Here is an 18,289-nt window from a genome sequence, read left to right on the forward strand (position 1 = left end):
AGACTTTAAAAACTTTGGACTTTAAGACATTAAGACTCAATTATGAATTTAAATCAAATACAAAACGTTTATTTTATTGGTATCGGAGGAATCGGAATGAGTGCTCTGGCTCGTTATTTCAAGTTTATTGGAAAACAAGTTTCAGGTTACGACAAAACGCCTTCTATGCTGACTAATGAATTGATTGAGAGTGGTATTGATATTCATTTTGAAGATGATATAAACTTAATTCCAAAAGATTATTATGTAGAGAATACGTTGGTAATATATACGCCGGCTGTTCCAAAAACACATTCAGAATGGAATTATTTTATTGAAAGAAATTTTGAGGTTAAAAAACGTGCTGAAGTTCTTGGAATTATAAGTAGAGATACTTTTTGTTTTGCAGTTGCTGGAACACACGGAAAAACAACAACATCAAGTATTTTGGGACATATTTTGTTTCAAAGTGGTGCTGATGTAACAGCTTTCATTGGTGGAATTGTAGAAAATTACAATTCGAATTTAATCGGAAACGGAAAAACAGTAACGGTTGTTGAAGCAGATGAATTTGACAGATCGTTTTTGCATTTGCGTCCAGATATCGCTTGTGTGACTTCTATGGATGCGGATCATTTGGATATTTATGGAACTAGCGATGCAATTCAAGCTTCGTTTAGAGAATTTGCTTCAAAAGTTGAGGATAAAAATAATCTCTTCATTACCAAAGAATTGCCTTTAGATGGTGTTCAATGCGCTATAAATGAAGATGCTGTATATAAAGCTTATAATGTTCGAATAGAGGATGGGGCTTATGTTTTTGATGTGCAGACGCCATCAGAAATTATGAAAGATTTACGTTTCGGATTGCCTGGAAAACACAATTTAATGAATGGATTGATGGCTATTGCGATGGCTAAAACTTTCGGCACCCCGACCGATTCTATTGCAAAAGCCATTGCTTCATTCAACGGAATCAGAAGACGTTTTTCGTATCAGATTAAGAGCGAAAATTTAGTATATATTGATGATTATGCACATCATCCGACAGAAATAAATGCTGTTCATCAAGCAGTTAGAGAATTGTATCCAGGACGTAAAGTGCTGGCAATTTTCCAACCGCATTTATTTAGTAGAACAAGAGATTTCGTTGACGGATTTGCAGCAAGCTTATCGCAGTTTGATGAAGTGTTTTTGATGGATATTTACCCTGCTAGAGAGCTTCCGATGGAAGGAGTGACCTCTGAATGGCTTTTAGGTAAAATGACAAATTCGAACAAAAAAATTGTTGCAAAAGAAGATTTATTAGGTGAAATCAAAGCCAGTGATGCACCTATTATTGTAACAATTGGAGCTGGTGATCTGGGAGAGATGGTTCCGTCAATTAAAAAGGTTTTAAATGAAAATATTTAATTGGGCAAATATAAGATTAGTACTTATTTTCGGACTGGTTTTATTTCTATATTCCTTCGCACAACATCGAAATGGAGATCGAAAATTGAAAAAATCGATGGTTGTTTTTGTAGGAGAAAATACGCTTTTTGTGAAGCCAGAAACGGTTAATAAATTGTTGATAGAAAATAAAAGAGACGCTTCCAGTATTAGAAAAGATGAAGTAGATTTGAATAAGATAGAGAAAACCCTCGATACGCAAGAGATGATTGAGAAGTCAAATGTTTTTGTAAGTATCGATGGAGTTCTAAAAGCAGTAGTAAAACAGAAGACGCCCATAGCAAGAGTTTATGATGGCGCTGCTTCTTTTTATATTGACTATGAGGGTAATAAAATGCCCTTGTCGGACAATTTCACTGCGCGAGTTCCTCTTGTTTCAGGGGCAATAAATGCAAAAAATAACGAAGATTTAGCAGCTTTATTTCGCACAATTTATGACGATGCGTTTTTGAAAAAAAACATCATTGCTATAGAGATTATGCCGAATGGAAGCTTAAAAATGTTTAATCGTAACTATGATTACTTCATAGATTTTGGCAGAACGATGAATGTTGATAAGAAATTTAGAAACTATAAAGCGTTTTTTCAAAAAGCGGTTTTAGATAGTTCGTTATACAAATACAAAAAAATTGACCTTAGGTTTACGGAACAAGTAGTTTGCACTAAATAATAGAAAATGGAAAAAGATAACATTGCAGTAGGTCTAGATATTGGAACAACCAAAATCGTTGCCATGATTGGCAAAAAAAATGAATATGGTAAGTTGGAGATTTTGGGCATTGGTAAATCCAAAAGTTTGGGAGTTGCCAGAGGAGTAGTAAACAACATCACGCAGACGATTCAATCGATACAACAAGCGATAATCGAAGCAGAAAATAATTCAGGATACAAAATCAAAGATGTGGTTGTGGGTATTGCCGGACAGCACATCAGAAGTATTCAGCATACTGATTACATCAGCAGAAATAATCCTGAAGAAGTAATTGGGGAAAAAGATATTCAGCTTCTAATCGATCAGGTAAATAAACTGGCGATGTTACCAGGAGAAGAAATTATTCACGTTTTACCGCAAGAATTTAAAATCGACGGACAATCTGAAATTAAAGAGCCAATCGGAATGTACGGCGGAAGATTAGAATCTAGTTTTCATGTTGTAGTTGGACAGGCATCTTCAATTAGAAACGTTGGAAGATGTATTCAGAGTTCAGGAATAGAATTGTCTGGATTGACATTAGAGCCATTGGCTTCGGCTGATGCCGTTTTAAGTCAGGAAGAAAAAGAAGCTGGTGTTGCGCTTATCGATATTGGAGGCGGAACAACAGATTTGGCTATTTTCAAAGATGGCATCATTCGTCATACTGCAGTAATTCCTTTTGGAGGAAATGTAATTACAGATGATATCAAAGAAGGATGTTCGATTATTGAAAAACAAGCTGAACTTTTAAAGATAAAATTCGGATCTGCTTGGCCAGGAGAAAATAAAGACAATGAAATTGTTTCAATCCCAGGTTTGAGAGGAAGAGAGCCAAAAGAGATTTCGCTTAAAAACTTATCTAAAATTATCCATGCAAGAGTTGTGGAAATTGTAGAACAGGTTTTTGCAGAGATTAAAGCTTATGGGCACGAAGATCCACGTAAAAAACTAATCGCTGGAATTGTATTAACAGGTGGAGGTGCACAATTAAAGCACATTAAACAGTTGGTAGAATACATTACAGGAATGGATACTAGAATTGGTTATCCGAACGAGCATTTGGCAGGTAACTCTAGTGAAGAAATCTCTAGCCCGTTATTTGCAACTGCAGTAGGATTAGTAATGAACAGTATCGAAAACAGTTCGCAAAGTGCTGTTAGATTGGAAATGGTTCAAGAACAGCCAAAAGTTGTTTACAGAACTGCTCCGCCAGTGCAGCGATACGAAGTTGAAGAAAACTACGTTGAGAAAGTAGAAACCATTGAAGAACCTAGAGAAACCGTAAGTCAAAGGGTGCCTAAAAATGAATCTACTGAAACCAAAATAAGAAGATCATTTTTTGATCGATATGTCGACAAAATCAAAGAATTTTTAGACAACGCAGAATAATAAAAAGAGAAGGATTATTTCTTGCCCCAAGTCAAGAAGTAAAAAATGTACTTAATAAGAATTTCAAAAAACCAAAAAGATGATGAGCAACTCAGAATTTGGAAGTATTTCATTTGATTTACCAAAAAATCAATCAAATGTAATCAAAGTAATAGGTGTAGGTGGGGGCGGAAGTAACGCTATTAACCACATGTTCAAACAAGGTATTAAAGGCGTAGATTTTATCGTTTGTAATACCGATTCGCAAGCGCTTCAAAATAGTTCAGTACCCAATAAGATTCAGTTAGGAGTTAATTTAACTGAAGGATTAGGAGCAGGAGCAAATCCAGACGTTGGACAGCAGTCGGCTATCGAAAGTATTTCGGATATTGAAAAAATGTTGGATAAGAATACTAAGATGGTATTCATTACTGCTGGTATGGGTGGAGGAACTGGAACTGGTGCAGCTCCGGTAATTGCTCAATTAGCAAAAGAAAGAGAAATATTAACAGTTGGTATCGTGACAATTCCATTTCAGTTTGAAGGGAAAGTACGTCAGGAGCAAGCGATTATTGGAATTGAGAAATTGCGTAAGCAGGTCGATTCTTTAATTGTAATCAACAACAATAAATTAAGAGAAGTATACGGAAATCTTGGTTTTAAAGCAGGATTCTCTAAAGCGGATGAAGTTTTGGCAACAGCCTCCAGAGGTATTGCTGAAGTAATTACGCACCACTATACTCAAAATATCGATTTACGTGACGCAAAAACTGTTTTGGCTAACAGTGGAACTGCGATCATGGGATCTTCTGTGGCTGAAGGCGACAACAGAGCTAAAGATGCTATTGTTTCAGCGTTAGATTCTCCATTGTTAAATGACAATAAAATTACGGGTGCCAAAAACGTATTGTTGCTTATCGTTTCTGGAACTAATGAAATTACTCTTGACGAAATTGGAGAAATCAACGATCACATTCAAGATGAAGCTGGTTATAATGCAAATATCATTATGGGAGTTGGTGAAGACGAAACTCTTGGTGAAGCTATTGCTGTAACTATTATCGCTACAGGTTTTGACGTAGAACAACAAAACGAAATTGTAAATACAGAGCCAAAGAAAATCATTCACACGTTAGAAGATGAGCAGAGAAGTGTTCATAATTTAACAAACAAACCGCTTGCTTCTTTTGACCTAACTGTTGATACACCGACAGCGAAAGTGGAAGATAAAGTTGTTTTTGATTTAATTGATGATGATGAAACATTTACTCCAACTGCACAAGCTGTTGCTCCAGCAATCAATCAGGAAGAGTTAGTGGTGATGTCTGAGTTTATCAAAAATCTAGATGTAACTTTCGAAATTGTTTCGCCAATTACAGATATCGATTTTACAATTTCATCTCCTGAGGCACCAGCCGTTCAACAAGTACAACAAGTACAGCAACAGCAGCCATTCCAGCCAGTGCAACAACAAAGAGTTTTTGAAAAAGAGGAACAGACAACTTTCTCTTTTGATCTTCCTTTGTTTAAGCAAGAGCCTGTAAAAAGAGAACCAGTTGTTGAGGATAATAGAGTTCTGTTTGAATTGACAAATGAAACTCGTGATATTAAAGTAAACGATCCAGTACAATTTGTTCCTGTAACTGAAGTTTCAGACAACGGAATTATTAAATATTCTCTAGAAGAATATATGGAAGTTGAAAATGATTTATTGGCTTCTAAACCAGTTGAAAAAGTAGTTGAGCCTACAATTCCAGAAGAATTAAATATTACATTGAAGCAAAGAGTTGATTTTGCAAGTCAGCCTGATATTTCTACAACTTCTGAAGTTTCTCCTTTAGAATTAACTATTGAAGAAACATTACGTTTAAGAGCAGAAGAAAGAAGAAAGAAACTAAAAGAATTTAACTATAAATTCCATAACAATGTTTCTAGAATCGATGAGTTGGAAAAAGAGCCAGCTTACAAAAGATTAGGAATAGATTTGTCTAATTCTCAGTCTAATAATACTAATTCTAGAATCTCTGTTGGAACAGACAGTAATAATGATTTACAATTACGTTCAAACAATTCATTTTTGCACGATAACGTAGATTAATTTTTAGAATCATAATATTAGGTAACCCGAAAATTGGATTTAATTTTCGGGTTATTTTTTTTATCTTCGCACAGAATTTCAAAATTTGACTTTTAAATAGTACTTTTAAAATAATATTGTCACCCTGAGCGTAGTCGAAGGGTTTTTTGTCGAAAAGAGCTTCGACTCCGCTCAGCCTGACAAACTATAGGATTAGTTAAATAAAAATTCCAAATTAATATATCAATTAATAAGCGCTTAGCTTATTCAAATAAAATATAGACATGAGTTTACAAACACAAATCATGGACGAAATTAAAACGGCCATGAAAGCAAAAGATACAGTAGCTTTAGAAGCTTTAAGAGCTGTTAAATCTGAATTATTATTGGCTTCAACAGCTTCAGGATCTAAAGAAGATTTATCTGAAGATGATGAAATTAAATTACTTCAAAGATTGGTTAAAACTCGTAAAGAAAGCGCAAGAATCTTTACAGAGCAAAACCGTCCAGATTTAGCAGAACCAGAATTGGCTCAAGTTGCTGTAATTGAGAAGTTTTTACCAGCTCAATTAAGCGAAGAAGAAGTAGAAGCTGTAGTAGCAAAAATCATTGCTGAAACAGGAGCTTCTGGAATTGCTTCAATGGGTAAAGTAATGGGATTAGCATCTGCTCAATTAGGAGGAACTGCTGAAGGAAAAACCATTTCTACAATTGTAAAAAAATTACTGTCGTAATTTTTAAATTCCAATAAAGAAAATCTAAATTCCAAATTGGAAAGCTCAATATATAAATTCCAAATTCCAATACTAAACTTGGAATTTGGGATTTTAAAAAATTGAAAATTTAAATATTTTTGACCTCGTAGTTCAACTGGATAGAATATCAGATTTCGGCTCTGAGGGTTGGGGGTTCGAACCCCTCCGGGGTCACTATAAAAGTTGAAAGCCTGAGAATATTGATTCTCAGGCTTTTTTTTATGATACGAAAATACATTCTTAACTTTGGTTTCAATATTGGTTTACACATCATGAATCTTTAATTGAAACGAAATATAGATCCAAAAGCATGACAAAAGAAGAGTCTATTAAAGAGTACTATTTTAGAATTAATAAGAGTATAGATTATATTAAAGAGAATCTTCATGAAGAACTTTCTTTAGAGCAATTGGCTGTTCTTTCGAATTTTTCAAAATTTCATTTTCATAGAATTTTCAAGTCAGTTACAGGAAAAACAATTAATGATTTTATTAAAAATGCAAAAATTGAAAGAGCCTTATTCTTCTTAATGAACAATCCTTCAAAAACGATTAGTGAAATTGCAACTGATTGTGGCTTTTTAAGTATTTCGTCCTTTTCAAGAGCTTTTCGTGAAGTTAAACAGCAAACACCTTCTGAATGGCGGAAGTTGTATAAAAATAGCAATATTGGTATAATAGATAGCAATATTGGAAAAATGCAGTCCGAAATTGAAAACTACCTTGCACTCAAATTAAATAATTTAAAAAATATTGAAATGAGTGAAACTATAAAACTTGATTTTGAAATCAAAAAGCTCGATGCATTTAATGTTATTTACATTCGAAATCTGAATATTCACAAACATGATAGTGAAACATTTGAAGATATGTTTAAACAGCTTTTTAGCTGGGCTTCTCCGAGAAATTTGGTGAATTTTCCTGAAACAAAAGCACTAACTGTTTATAGAAGCAATGCTAATTTAGAAGGAATGCTTCAGGCAGATGTTTGTTTGTCTGTCCCTGAAAAAATAGTTGGAGAAGGTATAATTGGCAATACAACCATAAGTGGCGGATTATATGCTATTTTCCATAAAGAAGCGCCAATGTCTGAATGCTTTAAAACATGGAAGTATATTTACGAAGTATGGTTTGAAGAAAATGGGTATCAGCCAGATAATAGAAATTTCTTTTTGAGTCATTTAAATGATCCTAAATTACATCCCGAAAATCATCACATTATTGATATTTATATACCAATAAAATTATTGTGATAATTATGAAATTGTCCTTTACAGTCTCATTTTCTTTTACAGCTAATGGTATGCAATTCAATTTTAGAATAAATTATTTTTAAATATTATATCGAAGTACTTAAGCTATGATGTTACTTAAGTAGAAAATAGGCATTAGATTATGCAGCTATTTAAAATCCTGAGAATGTAGATTCTCAGGATTTTTTATGGTTTGAATTTTTTTTAAATTTTCTTTAGTTTAAAAGTGCCTATGATTAATGGAGGTTTTGGTTCGAACCTTGGCAATTCTACTTATTAATTTGATCGTTTCTTAAAGTGTAAGTTACCAGATTTTTTATATTCTCATGGGTATTATTATATTTTTTATTCTCCAATTCAAAGTTCATTTTTTTTAATATTGATACAGAATTAATGTTGTCGGAAGACGGAAAAGCAGTTATCATTTTTGCTTTTATTTTTTCAAACGCATATTCTATTACTTTTTTGATTGCTTCAGTCATTATTCCTTTGCCTTGAAATTCACTCAGCATTTCATATCCTATTTCTACAATTTCATTTTCAATATCAAAATTCCATAAACAAACTGAACCAATTAGGTTGTTATTTCCTTTTTCCGTTATGACCCAATAAATGCATTCATTTCTCGCAATTAAATTTTGCATTTTAATTATGTATTCTTCTGCTTTTTTTAAGCTTGACGAATTGTCTCTTCCGACAAACGCATTTACAATTGCATCAGAATGTAATTTATGAATTAAAACAACATCCGTGTTTTCAATATTTCTTAATATTAATCTTTCGGTAATCAGTTTAGGGAAATCTCTAAAATTCAATTCCATTCTGTATTTTTTTTTGATTAATTTTTTACAGACTTATTTGACAATCTATTTCATAAGGTTCTTTATGAAAACTGTATAAAATGATCTTGTGGCTGTCTACATATTTTATTGGGAGTAAATTGTCTAAATTGGCATTTTCATAAAACGAAACAAACAATGTATCATTTAACTTTTCTATTAGAATTTTCCGTCCCTCTCTATTCATTCGTTTGTTTATTTCTTGTATGTATGGAGGATCTAAATCTTCATTAAAACGTACATTTATTTTTTCCCCGTTCCAATTAAACTCAAATTTCAAACCCTCAATTTCATTTTCTGTTAATCTTGTTTCGGTCGGATGTAGTTTTTGATAATCATTTTCGAAAATGCAATCTTCTGTAATAGATTCTTCGTTACTCAAAGAGTAACATATTTTACCTTTTTCAAAAAAACGAATCCTATTTGGATTTATAAATTGATGTTTTGTTTCGGCTAAATTTCCACTTCTATTTTCATCTTTTATTTTTAATAGAGAATCTTCGTTGCTTTTTTCAATGATAAAATAATTAATGTCATTATTGTTAAATTGAATAACATGGGGAGCTCCATAACAATCTGGAGATTTGATATATAACCAATTCTCTTTCATAAACTTTTCGAGGTTTATTATTAATTATATTTTATTTCTTTTTAGAATTTTTAATGATGTAATAAACCGAAAATAAAAAGACAATACCATAAATGACGGCCATTGCCGGATTCTCAAATTTCAGATTTTTAAAATCAAATTGCTTAAATAAAGTTACGCCTAAAATAATGGCTACTATCCAAAAAACAAATGTAATAGGTTGGTTTTTATTTTCCATATTTAGATTGTTGGTTGTTAAAGATGTTTCTAGTTCAGATTTATAGCTTATCCTGTTCAGCTCTTAGTAAATCAAAAATATTTTCGTTCTTGAAGTTCTCCATAAATAAATTAATTAGAGGTACAGTTGGGCTCTTTGGATATTTTTTCATGAATCGGTTAAATTCCTGAATATTTTCTGGATAAATATAGTTTTCATCTGTTGCTCTTTCCGCAGTTGGTGTATTGTCTTGACCCACAAGATAATCCATCTGGTAATTTTTGTATTGCTCTTTTACAGATGCAATCAAATTTGAATCAGGATATTTGGTCATAAAATTTTCCCATGAAATTATTCTGTCTCCCAAATCTTTAAAAGAGATAACAAGTCCAGCATCTGCAGAGTATAACGATTTGCTTTCTTCGCTAACTAAATATAAATAATCTTTATAATCATTTGTAACGTAGTCTTTAAAAATCTGATAGTAAAAATCATGAACGGGATCTATTTCAACATATCCTTCGCCAATTTCAGAAAACTCTAGTTGGTGCTTAGAAAGTTTTTCGCCCAAAAGCTTAACTGCTTTTTTATTGGCCTCATCTTCATAGTAGAATTTATCTAATACTCCAGCTTCTTTTTCGGCTATTTGCTGTACTAAAGCGGTATTTTCTTCAGAATATTTTTCATACAAAGCATTGGCTTCTTTATTAGAAAGTGTTTTTAATTTATGAATAACTTCATTTTTGTTTTTAGAAAATTGTTCTAACAAGTCAGAATTTGATTGTACGGTTTGTGAAGAATTTTCAATTTTAATGCTGTCTTTTTTTGTTGTCTCTTTGTTCTGAATGTTTTTAGTGTCTGTTTGTTTGCATGAAGAAAGTAAAATTACGGAAGTAATTACTGTCAAGAGTTTTCTCATTTTATAGATTAAGTTTTTAAATGAAAAAGACAAAAAAGATAAAATTCCTCTTTGTCCTTAATTTTTTAGAATTGATTTAGGATTTAAAGAACGTTAGAAAGTGTGTTTAAATTTGCTCATTCCGCTAAATTCTTTATACTCTGAATATATTTCAATACCAAGAAGTGTCCATTTTCTAGTTCCTCCAGCCTGATATTGAAAGGTGTTTTTCTTTTCTGTTTTATTTATAGTAATGTACTGTGTAGACCATTCTGTACCACAAAAAAATCCAGTTCTTGGAATCAATGCTGAACGAGCATTTTCGTCATCGAAAATAACGTACAATTCGATTTTTGAAAAGAGATCATCTTCGAGAGTAGTTTTTGAAAGATAGGTATTGTAATTTGAAGATTGTTTTTCTGTTTCCCTATTTTCAAATTCAAATTTTTTATCTTTTTGTTCTTTGCTAGGCCTTGTCATAAAGGATAAAGCAAAAAAAGAAAAGAGAATGGCAACCGATAAGCTAACTTTTTTACGAATCTCTACTGCTTTTTTTGCGCTAAAAATAAGAAGCCCTAAAGACAGTACAATGTTTAGTATTCCCCAGATTAACTGTATCATGATTTTATTTTTGGTATATCAAAAGTACATTATATTTTAAAAATAAGAGAATACTTATGTTTAATTGTTCTTCAATATTGTAATATTATTTTGAATGATTTATTTCCTAGAAAACAAATTCTCAACAACCCAAGCAGGACCGATCAACAAAAACTGAAGATCTTTTAAGAAAGAAGGTTTTTTGCCTTCAATATTATGCCCGTAAAATTGTCCGATCCAAGCAATAACAAAAACTCCTATTGAAAATGCCCAAAGCGGAACAACTTGTCCAATAAAATAATTTAAGATTAAACAGATTCCCGAGAACAAAGCAATTTTAATAGCCATTGCAACCGATAATCTAATGTAGAAAACCAATACAAAAAGCAGAACCACAAAAGCCCAGTTTTCGATAATAGGCAAATTTAGGTTTAAAGTATTGGCAATAATCCCGCTCGGAATACTCATTAACAAGCCTACGATAGAAAAGAAAATTGCTGGCACACAAATGTAATGTATTGCCTTGTTTGTTGGGTTCTGATGACTTACGGCATATTCTGCAAACCATTGATCTAATGTTCTCATTTTTGTGGTTTTAAGGTTAGATGCGTAAATCTAGTAAAATTTCTTTTAGCTTTTACCGTGCTGTATTTTCATTATTTCGTCTAAAATAAAATTTAAATGATTATTTTTTGTAATTTTATTCTTTCAAAAAAAAGAATAATGTATAAAGATGGATTTAAAGATTACTGTTATATTTATGGTTATTCCAGTGATATTTCAGTATGGATTAAAAAATCAATTGAATTGTTTTCAGAAATTGGTTTTATACTCAAAAGTGTAAGTTACGACATAAATTATGAAAGATTTGAAAGGAAGAGCCTTAACAAATTTCTTAATGAATTTGATTTAGATAATGAGGCGTCTGTAGAAAAATTATATTCATTCACAATCTTTTATGGTAAAAACTTAAAATACCCAGATTCATGGAGTTATGGAGTTAGATTTGATAAACCAAGTAGTTCATTACAAATTTTTTTTGATAAAAGTGTTGAAAATAGTGCTGAAATTATTTTAAAAATCTTGCAAAGCTATTTAGAAGATAAAATAATAAATTTTGGTTATTTTTCTTTAGAATCTCCTGCGGGTCGTGAAACCTCATTAAACCTTTATAAGGAAGATAATCATTCCTGGTGGCTTGCATTAAATCCAAGAAATAGACAGATATTATATAATTCTTCTCCAAAATTGAGACATATTTACCCTTGTAATATTATCAATCGTGATTTTTATTATTACAAAGAGAAAGAATTTTCTTTTAAGGAATGGATTAAGGATTCTGAAAATGGTACTTTAAAAAAAATTGGAAGTGAAAATTGGTTGTGGACCGTTCCTCATAATCGATTACATGAAATTGGAAAGTTGTTTTATGAAAAAAATCTTTTACTTGGAGTTAAGGATACGGCTTTCAATCTAATTTAAATATGAATTTTGGATCAATTATAACCTCTTTTAGCTTTTACCGTGCTGTATTTTCATTATTTCGTCTACAATCGAAATGGCTTTTTCCAATGTAATTCCGTTTTCTTGATCTAAGGTTAAAGGGTGATTTTCTTCGATCATTTTTATTTCAGGAATTAATCCTAAACCTTGTTCAATGGCGATTGATTTTAGAGATATGGTTTTGCCGTAAGTGGGAACATCAGTTTGCATCCAGCCAAAATAAGGTTCTTGGTGAATTCTATTTGGATCTTCCCATAAATCCATTCGAAGACAAAAATTATCTTCGCTTATCGTTGTCCAGACATTAAAAACCAAATCTTCATGATAATCGATTATCGGAATTGTCAATCTCCCGCGATGAAAAAAATGTTCTTCGTCTACGTAACACCAACTTCCTCCATATTCAATTCGTTTCTCTCTTTCTTCTGGCGGAATAGCAAAATAATAAGCAGGAAATTCGTTGCCAAAACATAAAGGCATTTCATCAAAAACTTCTCCGCAGCAAGAACATTTGTAGATATACATTTTTAATTATTTAGAGCATCTGCTTTCTGGTTATACTGAAAAACATTATCCCAAAGTTCATCAATGGCAATAAGTGCTTCATTTAGCGGAATCACATCCCATTTACCATTAGTTTCTAATCCTAAACCAATGCTTTTTAATTTTAATAAAGCATCATTTACGTCAAAATCTAAATCGGTATTTAGTTTGGTTTTAAACCAAGATTCAATTTGATTGTCTAGTTCTTCGGCTGTTAAAGAATTTTCACTTTCGTGTAAAAAAGTATAAGCCAGAATGGTTTCTTTTAAAGCTTCCTCTTCAGAAGAATTTAATAAAGAATAAAACGCGCCGCTATTGTTGCCAACATTCTTAAAATATAAACTATCAGAAAGTGTCTTAGAATATCTGATTTTCTTATTTATGAAGTTATTGTATTGACGGAAACAATATGCTCCTAAAAATCCTAGAGCAATTAAGCCTTGATTTAAGGAAGTTTTACTGTTTAATAGATCGATGGTTTCGCCAGTCTGATAAGCTTCATACATATTTATCAGGGCTGGAATCACCTTGGCACTTAATAACGAAAGCCCACCAAAAACACCTGGAACCCAAAGCAGCAATTTATCTCTGAGAGACATTTTCGGAATAGCGTTCGGGAAAATGGTTTCAAGGTCGTTTTTAGGAACACGTTTAAAGATTTTTAATGCAATAGAGCCTGGATCGATTGGCATTTTACCTAATTTGACTTTCTTTTCTTTCAGGTAATCTGCTTCGCTGTAATTAAGATAAATAAGCACTCGATCATAATATTCAATTTCGACTTCTTTGGTCCAGAAAAAGTATTTTTTGACCTTTTCTTTCGCTTTATGATGTCCGCGTGCATAGAGTTCGAAATCTTTAAAAGCATTAAAATCAATAGAAAGGTTTAACCCGATCAAATCAGATTCATTAAAGGCGTCGTTTAAAGCTTTCTGATTAATTCTGTAGTAATTGCCACGTTCGAGAACTTTCAGCAGTGTTTCTTTAAAAATTGGGAAATTGCTTTTATTTATAAACTGTTCGCGTTCTTTTTCGCTTAAATCTGGATCGTAGAGTGCGTAATGCTGTTTTAGATTTCGGTTAAGGTTAAAAGATTCGTAATGATAATAGTGTTCGATAATTTCGAACAGCTTCTTAAAATCATCAACCTTTTGCGGATTTTCAGAAAAAGCGGAAATTTGCTGTTCCAGTAAAAATTCTTTGTTAAACGGAATATAATGTTCTCTAGTCATTCGGACTTAATTTCGTGGCTTTTACAGAATGCAAAAATACTGCTTTTTTCTTAGGTGCAAAGGAGCAGAGGTACAAAGAAACAGAGGTTTGTCATCCTGAGAAACGAAGGATCACACAAGAAACTCCGTAAAGATAATGAGATAGCAATTTTCTCATGGTTTTGTCATCCTGAGGAACGAAGGATCACAGAAGTAGCTCCGCATAGAGAGTCTCCAAACTTTGTCGATTCCCGAGTGTGATCCTTCGTTCCTAAGGATGACAAGATTGCTTAGTATATAAAAATAATGTATTTTCGTACAAAAAATGTTCAATCCACAAAAAGGGTATCACACTTATTACATCTACATTATTACAAATAGACATCGTTCAACATTTTACATCGGTGTGACTCAAAATTTAAAAGTAAGGCTAAAGCAACATAAAGAAAATATTGAGAATAATAATAAAACGTTTGCATCTAAATACGGAATAGAGTTTTTGGTTTATTATGAAAAATTCATCTGGATTCAAGAAGCAATTGCAAGAGAAAAGGAATTGAAAGGGTGGATTAGGGCTAAGAAAATTGATTTGATAAAAGAATTTAATCCAACTTTTGAATTTCTAAATCATCATTTTGAATAATGCGTTCAGTTTGTCATCTTGACGTAAGGAAAGATCACACAGGCAGCTCCACATAGAAAGTCTCCAAACTTTGTCGATTCCTGAGTGTGATCCTTCGTTCCTCAGGATGACAGAATAATGTGGGTGTTCTTTGTTAAAGACTATTAGTTTTGTCATCCTGACGCAAGGAAGGATCACACAAGCAGCTCCACATAGAAAGTCTCCAAACTTTGTCGATTCTCGAGTGTGATCCTTCGTTCCTCAGGATGACAAACAAAAAAAACTTTGCGAACTTTGTGTTATCCTTTGCGCTCTTTGCGGTAAAAAAACGGTCAGATAGATAAACAAAAAAAGTGAAATTTCTAATCGGTACCAGCGATTTGAAATTCCACTTTCTGTTCCAAAAAAAAAGTGACAAAAAATTAAAAAGCTCTCTATATAGAAAACCTTGCCTAAACTAAAAAAATTATTCAGAACAATATTAGCTTAAAATTAAGTGATGACTACGGGTATTTATACCTGTTTTTGTAAACGGTCAAAGATTTTGAGTAGTTGGGATGCAAAGGTTATTGTAATGCCGATTTCTTTAATTCTATTACACCTTGAATATATTTTATTAATTCTTCTTTGGTAACGGCAAAAGGAGCTTTTTCTGCCTCAAATTCCAAATATAAATTAGCAATGCTTTCGGCATCGAGATTTTGAGTGAGGTAATGGTGCTCTGCGTATTGTATAAGATGATCTACAAAAAGTTCACGCTGTTTTCCTTTTTCAATGGTTTCGAGATCGCCTTCTTTTATTTTTTCGATTACTGATTCTGGCAAATCTATTGTGAGATACATGCAGTCAACAGAAACTTTCGAAAGCATTTCTTTGGGGACTCTTCCTGTTGCATCGCAGTACGCGCATGGCGCAGGACTCCATTTTAATTGACGATTTAAACGGCGGATATCATCCCAATCAACAAATCTTTTTCCAAGACATCTCGGACATTTTGTATCGGATCTTCTAAAAAAATTAAAAATGTTCATTGGTTCGTAAGTAGCTTAATGGTTTGGTTGGCGCGAATTTAAATAATTAAGTAAGAAAAGTTTCTTAGTTTGCTATTTTTTTTAAGAAAAGAATTAACAAAATCTCAATTTTGAATAGCTGCTATAGATTTAAAACAAATAAAAATAATTGTTGCCAAAATTTGAAACCTCAGTAATTACCTGCTATGCATGATTTTATTTTGGCATTAGATTTAGCGCAAAAGGAAATAACCAATGCTTTTTTAGTTGTGAGAAAAACGATACTTTTGTTTGCTAGAAAGGTGTTTTTATTGAAACAAAAAACTTTGAAGAATTTTAAATATCTTTGAATTATGAGCACAGCAACAAAACCAAAACATATCGGCAGAAATATCAGCCGAATTAGAGAGCTTAGAGGTATGAAACAAGAAGCGCTTGCTATTTCTATTGGAGTAAGCCAGCAATCTGTTTCTAATATTGAGGGAAGTGAAACCATCGATGAGGAAAGATTAAATAAAATTGCTGAAGTTTTAGGCGTTTCTGCAGAGACTATCAAGAATTTTAGTGATGAAGCCGTTTTTAATATTATTGGCAATACAGTTACTAATCACGATAATTCTGCTTTATTTCAATTTCACCCAACATTCAATCCAATCGAAAAGTTGATTGAATCTTATGATGAAAATAAGAAACTTTATGAGCGTTTATTAGAATCTGAAAAAGAGAAGATTTCTTATTTGGAAAAGTTGCTTAAAGAGAAATAGGATTTTATAAAATATTATAAAAATGGAAAAAGAGACTTTTGTGAGAAAGTCTCTTTTTTTGTTTCTTATTTTCAGGACTTTCTTGCGAACAGTAGCAAGAGAAAAATCTTTATAATAGAAATTTTGTCCAATATATATCGACTTCAGTAACAAAATCGCTAAAAATGATGCTTTTGCCAAGTTCGTCATAAATGAATATACTTTTTCTGTAGTTACCTTTAAAAATGTCTTTTTCTGCAGAAATACAGTAGTACCAAATACAATTTATTCCATTGTAATCTTTCATTTCTGATCTTTCAATTATTCGAACTAGATCTTTTGTGTTATTGTTTGCGTAATTTTTTAATATGATTTCTGAGTCAGTTATAGTAATTTCTGTTTCCTGTTCTCTGTCCACTATATTAGACTCTTTTTTTATAAAAGAATGGGATTTTAATTCTTGTCCGTTAGTAAAATTGTAAATGCATATTAAAAATAGCGTGATAATTTTTTTCATTTTGGGTATATATTTATTAGTTTTTGCTAACTCGAGCATTTCACTCATGCAAATTTATTAGAAATATTTTGCATTCACGAGCGAGATGCTCGCGCTAGCGGAAGGGGACCTATTTAAAAACATTATCTTCTGTCAACAAGAGCTTGGTAAATTATATAACGCAAATATTCAGTTGTGTCAATATCTTCATTTGCTAATAACTCTATTTTTTTTAAAACATTTAAAAGTTCAATTATATTAGAGACGCTGTTATTAAGTTCTTTTAAGATTTCTGTTTTGTATCTTTTGATTTCCTCACTTTTTGCTTTTTCAACTTTACGTTTAACTAAAAATTTTATTTGTTCAGGTTCTTTAATATTTGCAATTTTTGAAATATCATCAAATAAAGTTTTATGTACTTTTTCTGAATTTTCGATATTTCCCAATTCTTCAATTGCTGTTTTAGGAATCTGATTATGTTTAATTGATAAAATTTTTGACTTTATTTCTTGCGGTTTTATAAATAATTCTTTCTCAATATCTTTATGTTTAAAAATTATTGAACATATTCCTGAAAATTTAAGAGCTTCTCTTTTTATCTCATCATTTGAAATTTCAATAATATTTTTAATATTTCCAACTTTTTCCAATTTATTGACTTCAGAACTTTCAAAAAACATTCTTATAAATGATTCGTTATATTCGCATAACTGTAAATTATAAGTTGTTTTAGATTTTTTCATTTCATTATGAAGCGTAATCAATCCAACGACAATTGCAATATTGTTGTCATAATTGTAATAATTATTTAATGAGATAATTGCTCTTAGATAGAAGGCATCGTCTGTCTTGTCGTGTAAAATTCTATATTTTTTAATTGTTTGGTGAATACCTTTTAATAACTGAAGATTAGTTTCTACAATTTCTTTATGCCCTCTATTTATAAGTCTTGTCGCATATTTATCCATTTGAAATAATCCTGAAAAAAAATCTCTCTGCGCAGAGTAAATAGGCGTAGTTGAAATTTCATTTAATTTCAAATCATTGAAATATTCATTATGTCCTATATTATAAAAATTGATTGAAAAATCTTTTTTATTGAATAATGATATGTTATTTAATTCACTTTTTAAATCTTCTTTTTTGTATCTCTTATTAATCGAGTTTTGAACATCAAACAGTGTTTTAGCCCCACTAATCTTAATAAATTCATCCTTTATAGATTCAAAATCTATAAGGCTTAGTAGTTTATTTGTGAACTCATTTCTTTCTACAAGTTTTATTAGATCATAAACTTTAATTCCGTCATCACTTAGCGGAATGCTATCTTTTTTAATTGTCTTTTTTCTAAATTTTTCCATTTTACTATTAAATTTAATTACAGAAAATATTAATGAGTTACAAATGTTGAAATCTTTTAAAGATGATTTTTATGGAAATC

Annotated in this window: 20 protein-coding genes and 1 tRNA gene; 10 read left to right on the top strand and 11 right to left on the bottom strand. The window is 31.5% G+C overall.

The window, feature by feature from the left end; genetic code table 11:
- Positions 1 to 42: 42 nt before the first annotated feature.
- The 7 genes from murC (at position 43) to DMA14_RS02250 (ending at position 7,577) form a co-directional block, all read left to right on the top strand.
- Complete coding sequence (murC, locus tag DMA14_RS02220; protein ID WP_111422784.1) at positions 43 to 1,392, top strand: UDP-N-acetylmuramate--L-alanine ligase; 1,350 nt, start codon at positions 43 to 45, stop codon at positions 1,390 to 1,392.
- Positions 1,379 to 2,101: a cell division protein FtsQ/DivIB gene (locus DMA14_RS02225; RefSeq protein WP_111422786.1), complete on the top strand. Its 723-nt coding sequence runs from the start codon at positions 1,379 to 1,381 to the stop codon at positions 2,099 to 2,101. The genes murC and DMA14_RS02225 overlap by 14 nt, the downstream gene beginning before the upstream one ends.
- Positions 2,102 to 2,107: 6 nt before the next feature.
- A complete protein-coding gene (ftsA, locus tag DMA14_RS02230; RefSeq protein ID WP_111422788.1) occupies positions 2,108 to 3,514 on the top strand; it encodes a cell division protein FtsA in 1,407 nt (468 codons plus the stop codon).
- 79 nt (positions 3,515 to 3,593) lie between these two features.
- Positions 3,594 to 5,591, top strand: a complete 1,998-nt coding sequence (ftsZ, locus tag DMA14_RS02235) for a cell division protein FtsZ (RefSeq protein WP_111422790.1) — start codon at positions 3,594 to 3,596, stop codon at positions 5,589 to 5,591.
- Positions 5,592 to 5,854: 263 nt separating this feature from the next.
- Complete coding sequence (locus DMA14_RS02240; protein ID WP_111422792.1) at positions 5,855 to 6,304, top strand: GatB/YqeY domain-containing protein; 450 nt, start codon at positions 5,855 to 5,857, stop codon at positions 6,302 to 6,304.
- 121 nt (positions 6,305 to 6,425) lie between these two features.
- A tRNA-Arg gene (locus DMA14_RS02245) sits at positions 6,426 to 6,499 on the top strand.
- Between the two features lie 136 nt (positions 6,500 to 6,635).
- Positions 6,636 to 7,577, top strand: coding sequence for an AraC family transcriptional regulator (locus DMA14_RS02250; protein ID WP_111422794.1), 942 nt, complete (start codon positions 6,636 to 6,638; stop codon positions 7,575 to 7,577).
- Between the two features lie 269 nt (positions 7,578 to 7,846).
- Here the strand turns inward: DMA14_RS02250 and DMA14_RS02255 are convergent, their stop codons facing one another.
- The 6 genes from DMA14_RS02255 to DMA14_RS02280 form a co-directional block, all read right to left on the bottom strand.
- Entirely contained in the window at positions 7,847 to 8,398 is a 552-nt protein-coding gene (locus tag DMA14_RS02255) for a GNAT family N-acetyltransferase (protein ID WP_111422795.1), read from the bottom strand.
- 25 nt (positions 8,399 to 8,423) lie between these two features.
- Entirely contained in the window at positions 8,424 to 9,026 is a 603-nt protein-coding gene (locus tag DMA14_RS02260) for a hypothetical protein (RefSeq protein ID WP_111422797.1), read from the bottom strand.
- A 31-nt stretch (positions 9,027 to 9,057) separates the two neighbouring features.
- Positions 9,058 to 9,243 (bottom strand): hypothetical protein, encoded by a 186-nt coding sequence (locus DMA14_RS02265; protein ID WP_111422799.1) that lies wholly within the window; start codon positions 9,241 to 9,243, stop codon positions 9,058 to 9,060.
- A gap of 40 nt (positions 9,244 to 9,283) precedes the next feature.
- Positions 9,284 to 10,141: a tol-pal system YbgF family protein gene (locus DMA14_RS02270; protein WP_111422801.1), complete on the bottom strand. Its 858-nt coding sequence runs from the start codon at positions 10,139 to 10,141 to the stop codon at positions 9,284 to 9,286.
- A 93-nt stretch (positions 10,142 to 10,234) separates the two neighbouring features.
- Positions 10,235 to 10,741 carry a hypothetical protein gene (locus DMA14_RS02275; protein WP_111422803.1) on the bottom strand — a complete coding sequence of 169 codons (507 nt, stop codon included), beginning with the start codon at positions 10,739 to 10,741 and terminating at the stop codon, positions 10,235 to 10,237.
- A 99-nt stretch (positions 10,742 to 10,840) separates the two neighbouring features.
- Positions 10,841 to 11,305 (bottom strand): Mpo1 family 2-hydroxy fatty acid dioxygenase, encoded by a 465-nt coding sequence (locus DMA14_RS02280; RefSeq protein ID WP_111422805.1) that lies wholly within the window; start codon positions 11,303 to 11,305, stop codon positions 10,841 to 10,843.
- Positions 11,306 to 11,443: 138 nt separating this feature from the next.
- On the opposite strand from DMA14_RS02280, the gene DMA14_RS02285 reads away from it, so the two are divergent.
- A complete protein-coding gene (locus tag DMA14_RS02285; RefSeq protein ID WP_157957645.1) occupies positions 11,444 to 12,202 on the top strand; it encodes a hypothetical protein in 759 nt (252 codons plus the stop codon).
- A gap of 30 nt (positions 12,203 to 12,232) precedes the next feature.
- On the opposite strand, the gene DMA14_RS02290 is transcribed toward DMA14_RS02285, so the two are convergent.
- Both DMA14_RS02290 and DMA14_RS02295 read right to left on the bottom strand, forming a co-directional pair.
- Positions 12,233 to 12,748 carry a DUF2199 domain-containing protein gene (locus DMA14_RS02290; RefSeq protein ID WP_111422808.1) on the bottom strand — a complete coding sequence of 172 codons (516 nt, stop codon included), beginning with the start codon at positions 12,746 to 12,748 and terminating at the stop codon, positions 12,233 to 12,235.
- Positions 12,749 to 12,750: 2 nt separating this feature from the next.
- A complete protein-coding gene (locus tag DMA14_RS02295; protein WP_111422810.1) occupies positions 12,751 to 13,998 on the bottom strand; it encodes a TMEM143 family protein in 1,248 nt (415 codons plus the stop codon).
- A 304-nt stretch (positions 13,999 to 14,302) separates the two neighbouring features.
- Between DMA14_RS02295 and DMA14_RS02300 the strand changes: the two genes are divergently transcribed.
- On the top strand, positions 14,303 to 14,620 hold the full coding sequence (locus DMA14_RS02300; protein ID WP_111422812.1) for a GIY-YIG nuclease family protein: 318 nt from the start codon (positions 14,303 to 14,305) through the stop codon (positions 14,618 to 14,620).
- 545 nt (positions 14,621 to 15,165) lie between these two features.
- Here the strand turns inward: DMA14_RS02300 and DMA14_RS02305 are convergent.
- A complete protein-coding gene (locus DMA14_RS02305) occupies positions 15,166 to 15,630 on the bottom strand; it encodes a hypothetical protein (RefSeq protein ID WP_111422814.1) in 465 nt (154 codons plus the stop codon).
- 332 nt (positions 15,631 to 15,962) lie between these two features.
- On the opposite strand from DMA14_RS02305, the gene DMA14_RS02310 reads away from it, so the two are divergent.
- Complete coding sequence (locus DMA14_RS02310) at positions 15,963 to 16,373, top strand: helix-turn-helix domain-containing protein (RefSeq protein ID WP_111422815.1); 411 nt, start codon at positions 15,963 to 15,965, stop codon at positions 16,371 to 16,373.
- A gap of 109 nt (positions 16,374 to 16,482) precedes the next feature.
- Here the strand turns inward: DMA14_RS02310 and DMA14_RS02315 are convergent, their stop codons facing one another.
- Both DMA14_RS02315 and DMA14_RS02320 read right to left on the bottom strand, forming a co-directional pair.
- On the bottom strand, positions 16,483 to 16,869 hold the full coding sequence (locus DMA14_RS02315) for a hypothetical protein (protein ID WP_157957646.1): 387 nt from the start codon (positions 16,867 to 16,869) through the stop codon (positions 16,483 to 16,485).
- A gap of 122 nt (positions 16,870 to 16,991) precedes the next feature.
- Positions 16,992 to 18,209, bottom strand: a complete 1,218-nt coding sequence (locus DMA14_RS02320; RefSeq protein WP_111422819.1) for a hypothetical protein — start codon at positions 18,207 to 18,209, stop codon at positions 16,992 to 16,994.
- Positions 18,210 to 18,289 lie beyond the last annotated feature (80 nt).

The sequence above is a fragment of the Flavobacterium sharifuzzamanii genome (assembly GCF_003254585.1).
Classification (GTDB): Bacteria; Bacteroidota; Bacteroidia; order Flavobacteriales; family Flavobacteriaceae; genus Flavobacterium; species Flavobacterium sharifuzzamanii.

Bases quoted from the DNA above. Each gene is read 5' to 3' on its own strand.
- murC (WP_111422784.1), top strand. From the start codon at position 43: ATGAATTTAAATCAAATACAAAACGTTTATTTTATTGGTATCGGAGGA.
- DMA14_RS02225 (WP_111422786.1), top strand. From the start codon at position 1,379: ATGAAAATATTTAATTGGGCAAATATAAGATTAGTACTTATTTTCGGA.
- ftsA (WP_111422788.1), top strand. From the start codon at position 2,108: ATGGAAAAAGATAACATTGCAGTAGGTCTAGATATTGGAACAACCAAA.
- ftsZ (WP_111422790.1), top strand. From the start codon at position 3,594: ATGATGAGCAACTCAGAATTTGGAAGTATTTCATTTGATTTACCAAAA.
- DMA14_RS02240 (WP_111422792.1), top strand. From the start codon at position 5,855: ATGAGTTTACAAACACAAATCATGGACGAAATTAAAACGGCCATGAAA.
- DMA14_RS02250 (WP_111422794.1), top strand. From the start codon at position 6,636: ATGACAAAAGAAGAGTCTATTAAAGAGTACTATTTTAGAATTAATAAG.
- DMA14_RS02255 (WP_111422795.1), bottom strand. From the start codon at position 8,398: ATGGAATTGAATTTTAGAGATTTCCCTAAACTGATTACCGAAAGATTA.
- DMA14_RS02260 (WP_111422797.1), bottom strand. From the start codon at position 9,026: ATGAAAGAGAATTGGTTATATATCAAATCTCCAGATTGTTATGGAGCT.
- DMA14_RS02265 (WP_111422799.1), bottom strand. From the start codon at position 9,243: ATGGAAAATAAAAACCAACCTATTACATTTGTTTTTTGGATAGTAGCC.
- DMA14_RS02270 (WP_111422801.1), bottom strand. From the start codon at position 10,141: ATGAGAAAACTCTTGACAGTAATTACTTCCGTAATTTTACTTTCTTCA.
- DMA14_RS02275 (WP_111422803.1), bottom strand. From the start codon at position 10,741: ATGATACAGTTAATCTGGGGAATACTAAACATTGTACTGTCTTTAGGG.
- DMA14_RS02280 (WP_111422805.1), bottom strand. From the start codon at position 11,305: ATGAGAACATTAGATCAATGGTTTGCAGAATATGCCGTAAGTCATCAG.
- DMA14_RS02285 (WP_157957645.1), top strand. From the start codon at position 11,444: ATGTATAAAGATGGATTTAAAGATTACTGTTATATTTATGGTTATTCC.
- DMA14_RS02290 (WP_111422808.1), bottom strand. From the start codon at position 12,748: ATGTATATCTACAAATGTTCTTGCTGCGGAGAAGTTTTTGATGAAATG.
- DMA14_RS02295 (WP_111422810.1), bottom strand. From the start codon at position 13,998: ATGACTAGAGAACATTATATTCCGTTTAACAAAGAATTTTTACTGGAA.
- DMA14_RS02300 (WP_111422812.1), top strand. From the start codon at position 14,303: ATGTTCAATCCACAAAAAGGGTATCACACTTATTACATCTACATTATT.
- DMA14_RS02305 (WP_111422814.1), bottom strand. From the start codon at position 15,630: ATGAACATTTTTAATTTTTTTAGAAGATCCGATACAAAATGTCCGAGA.
- DMA14_RS02310 (WP_111422815.1), top strand. From the start codon at position 15,963: ATGAGCACAGCAACAAAACCAAAACATATCGGCAGAAATATCAGCCGA.
- DMA14_RS02315 (WP_157957646.1), bottom strand. From the start codon at position 16,869: ATGAAAAAAATTATCACGCTATTTTTAATATGCATTTACAATTTTACT.
- DMA14_RS02320 (WP_111422819.1), bottom strand. From the start codon at position 18,209: ATGGAAAAATTTAGAAAAAAGACAATTAAAAAAGATAGCATTCCGCTA.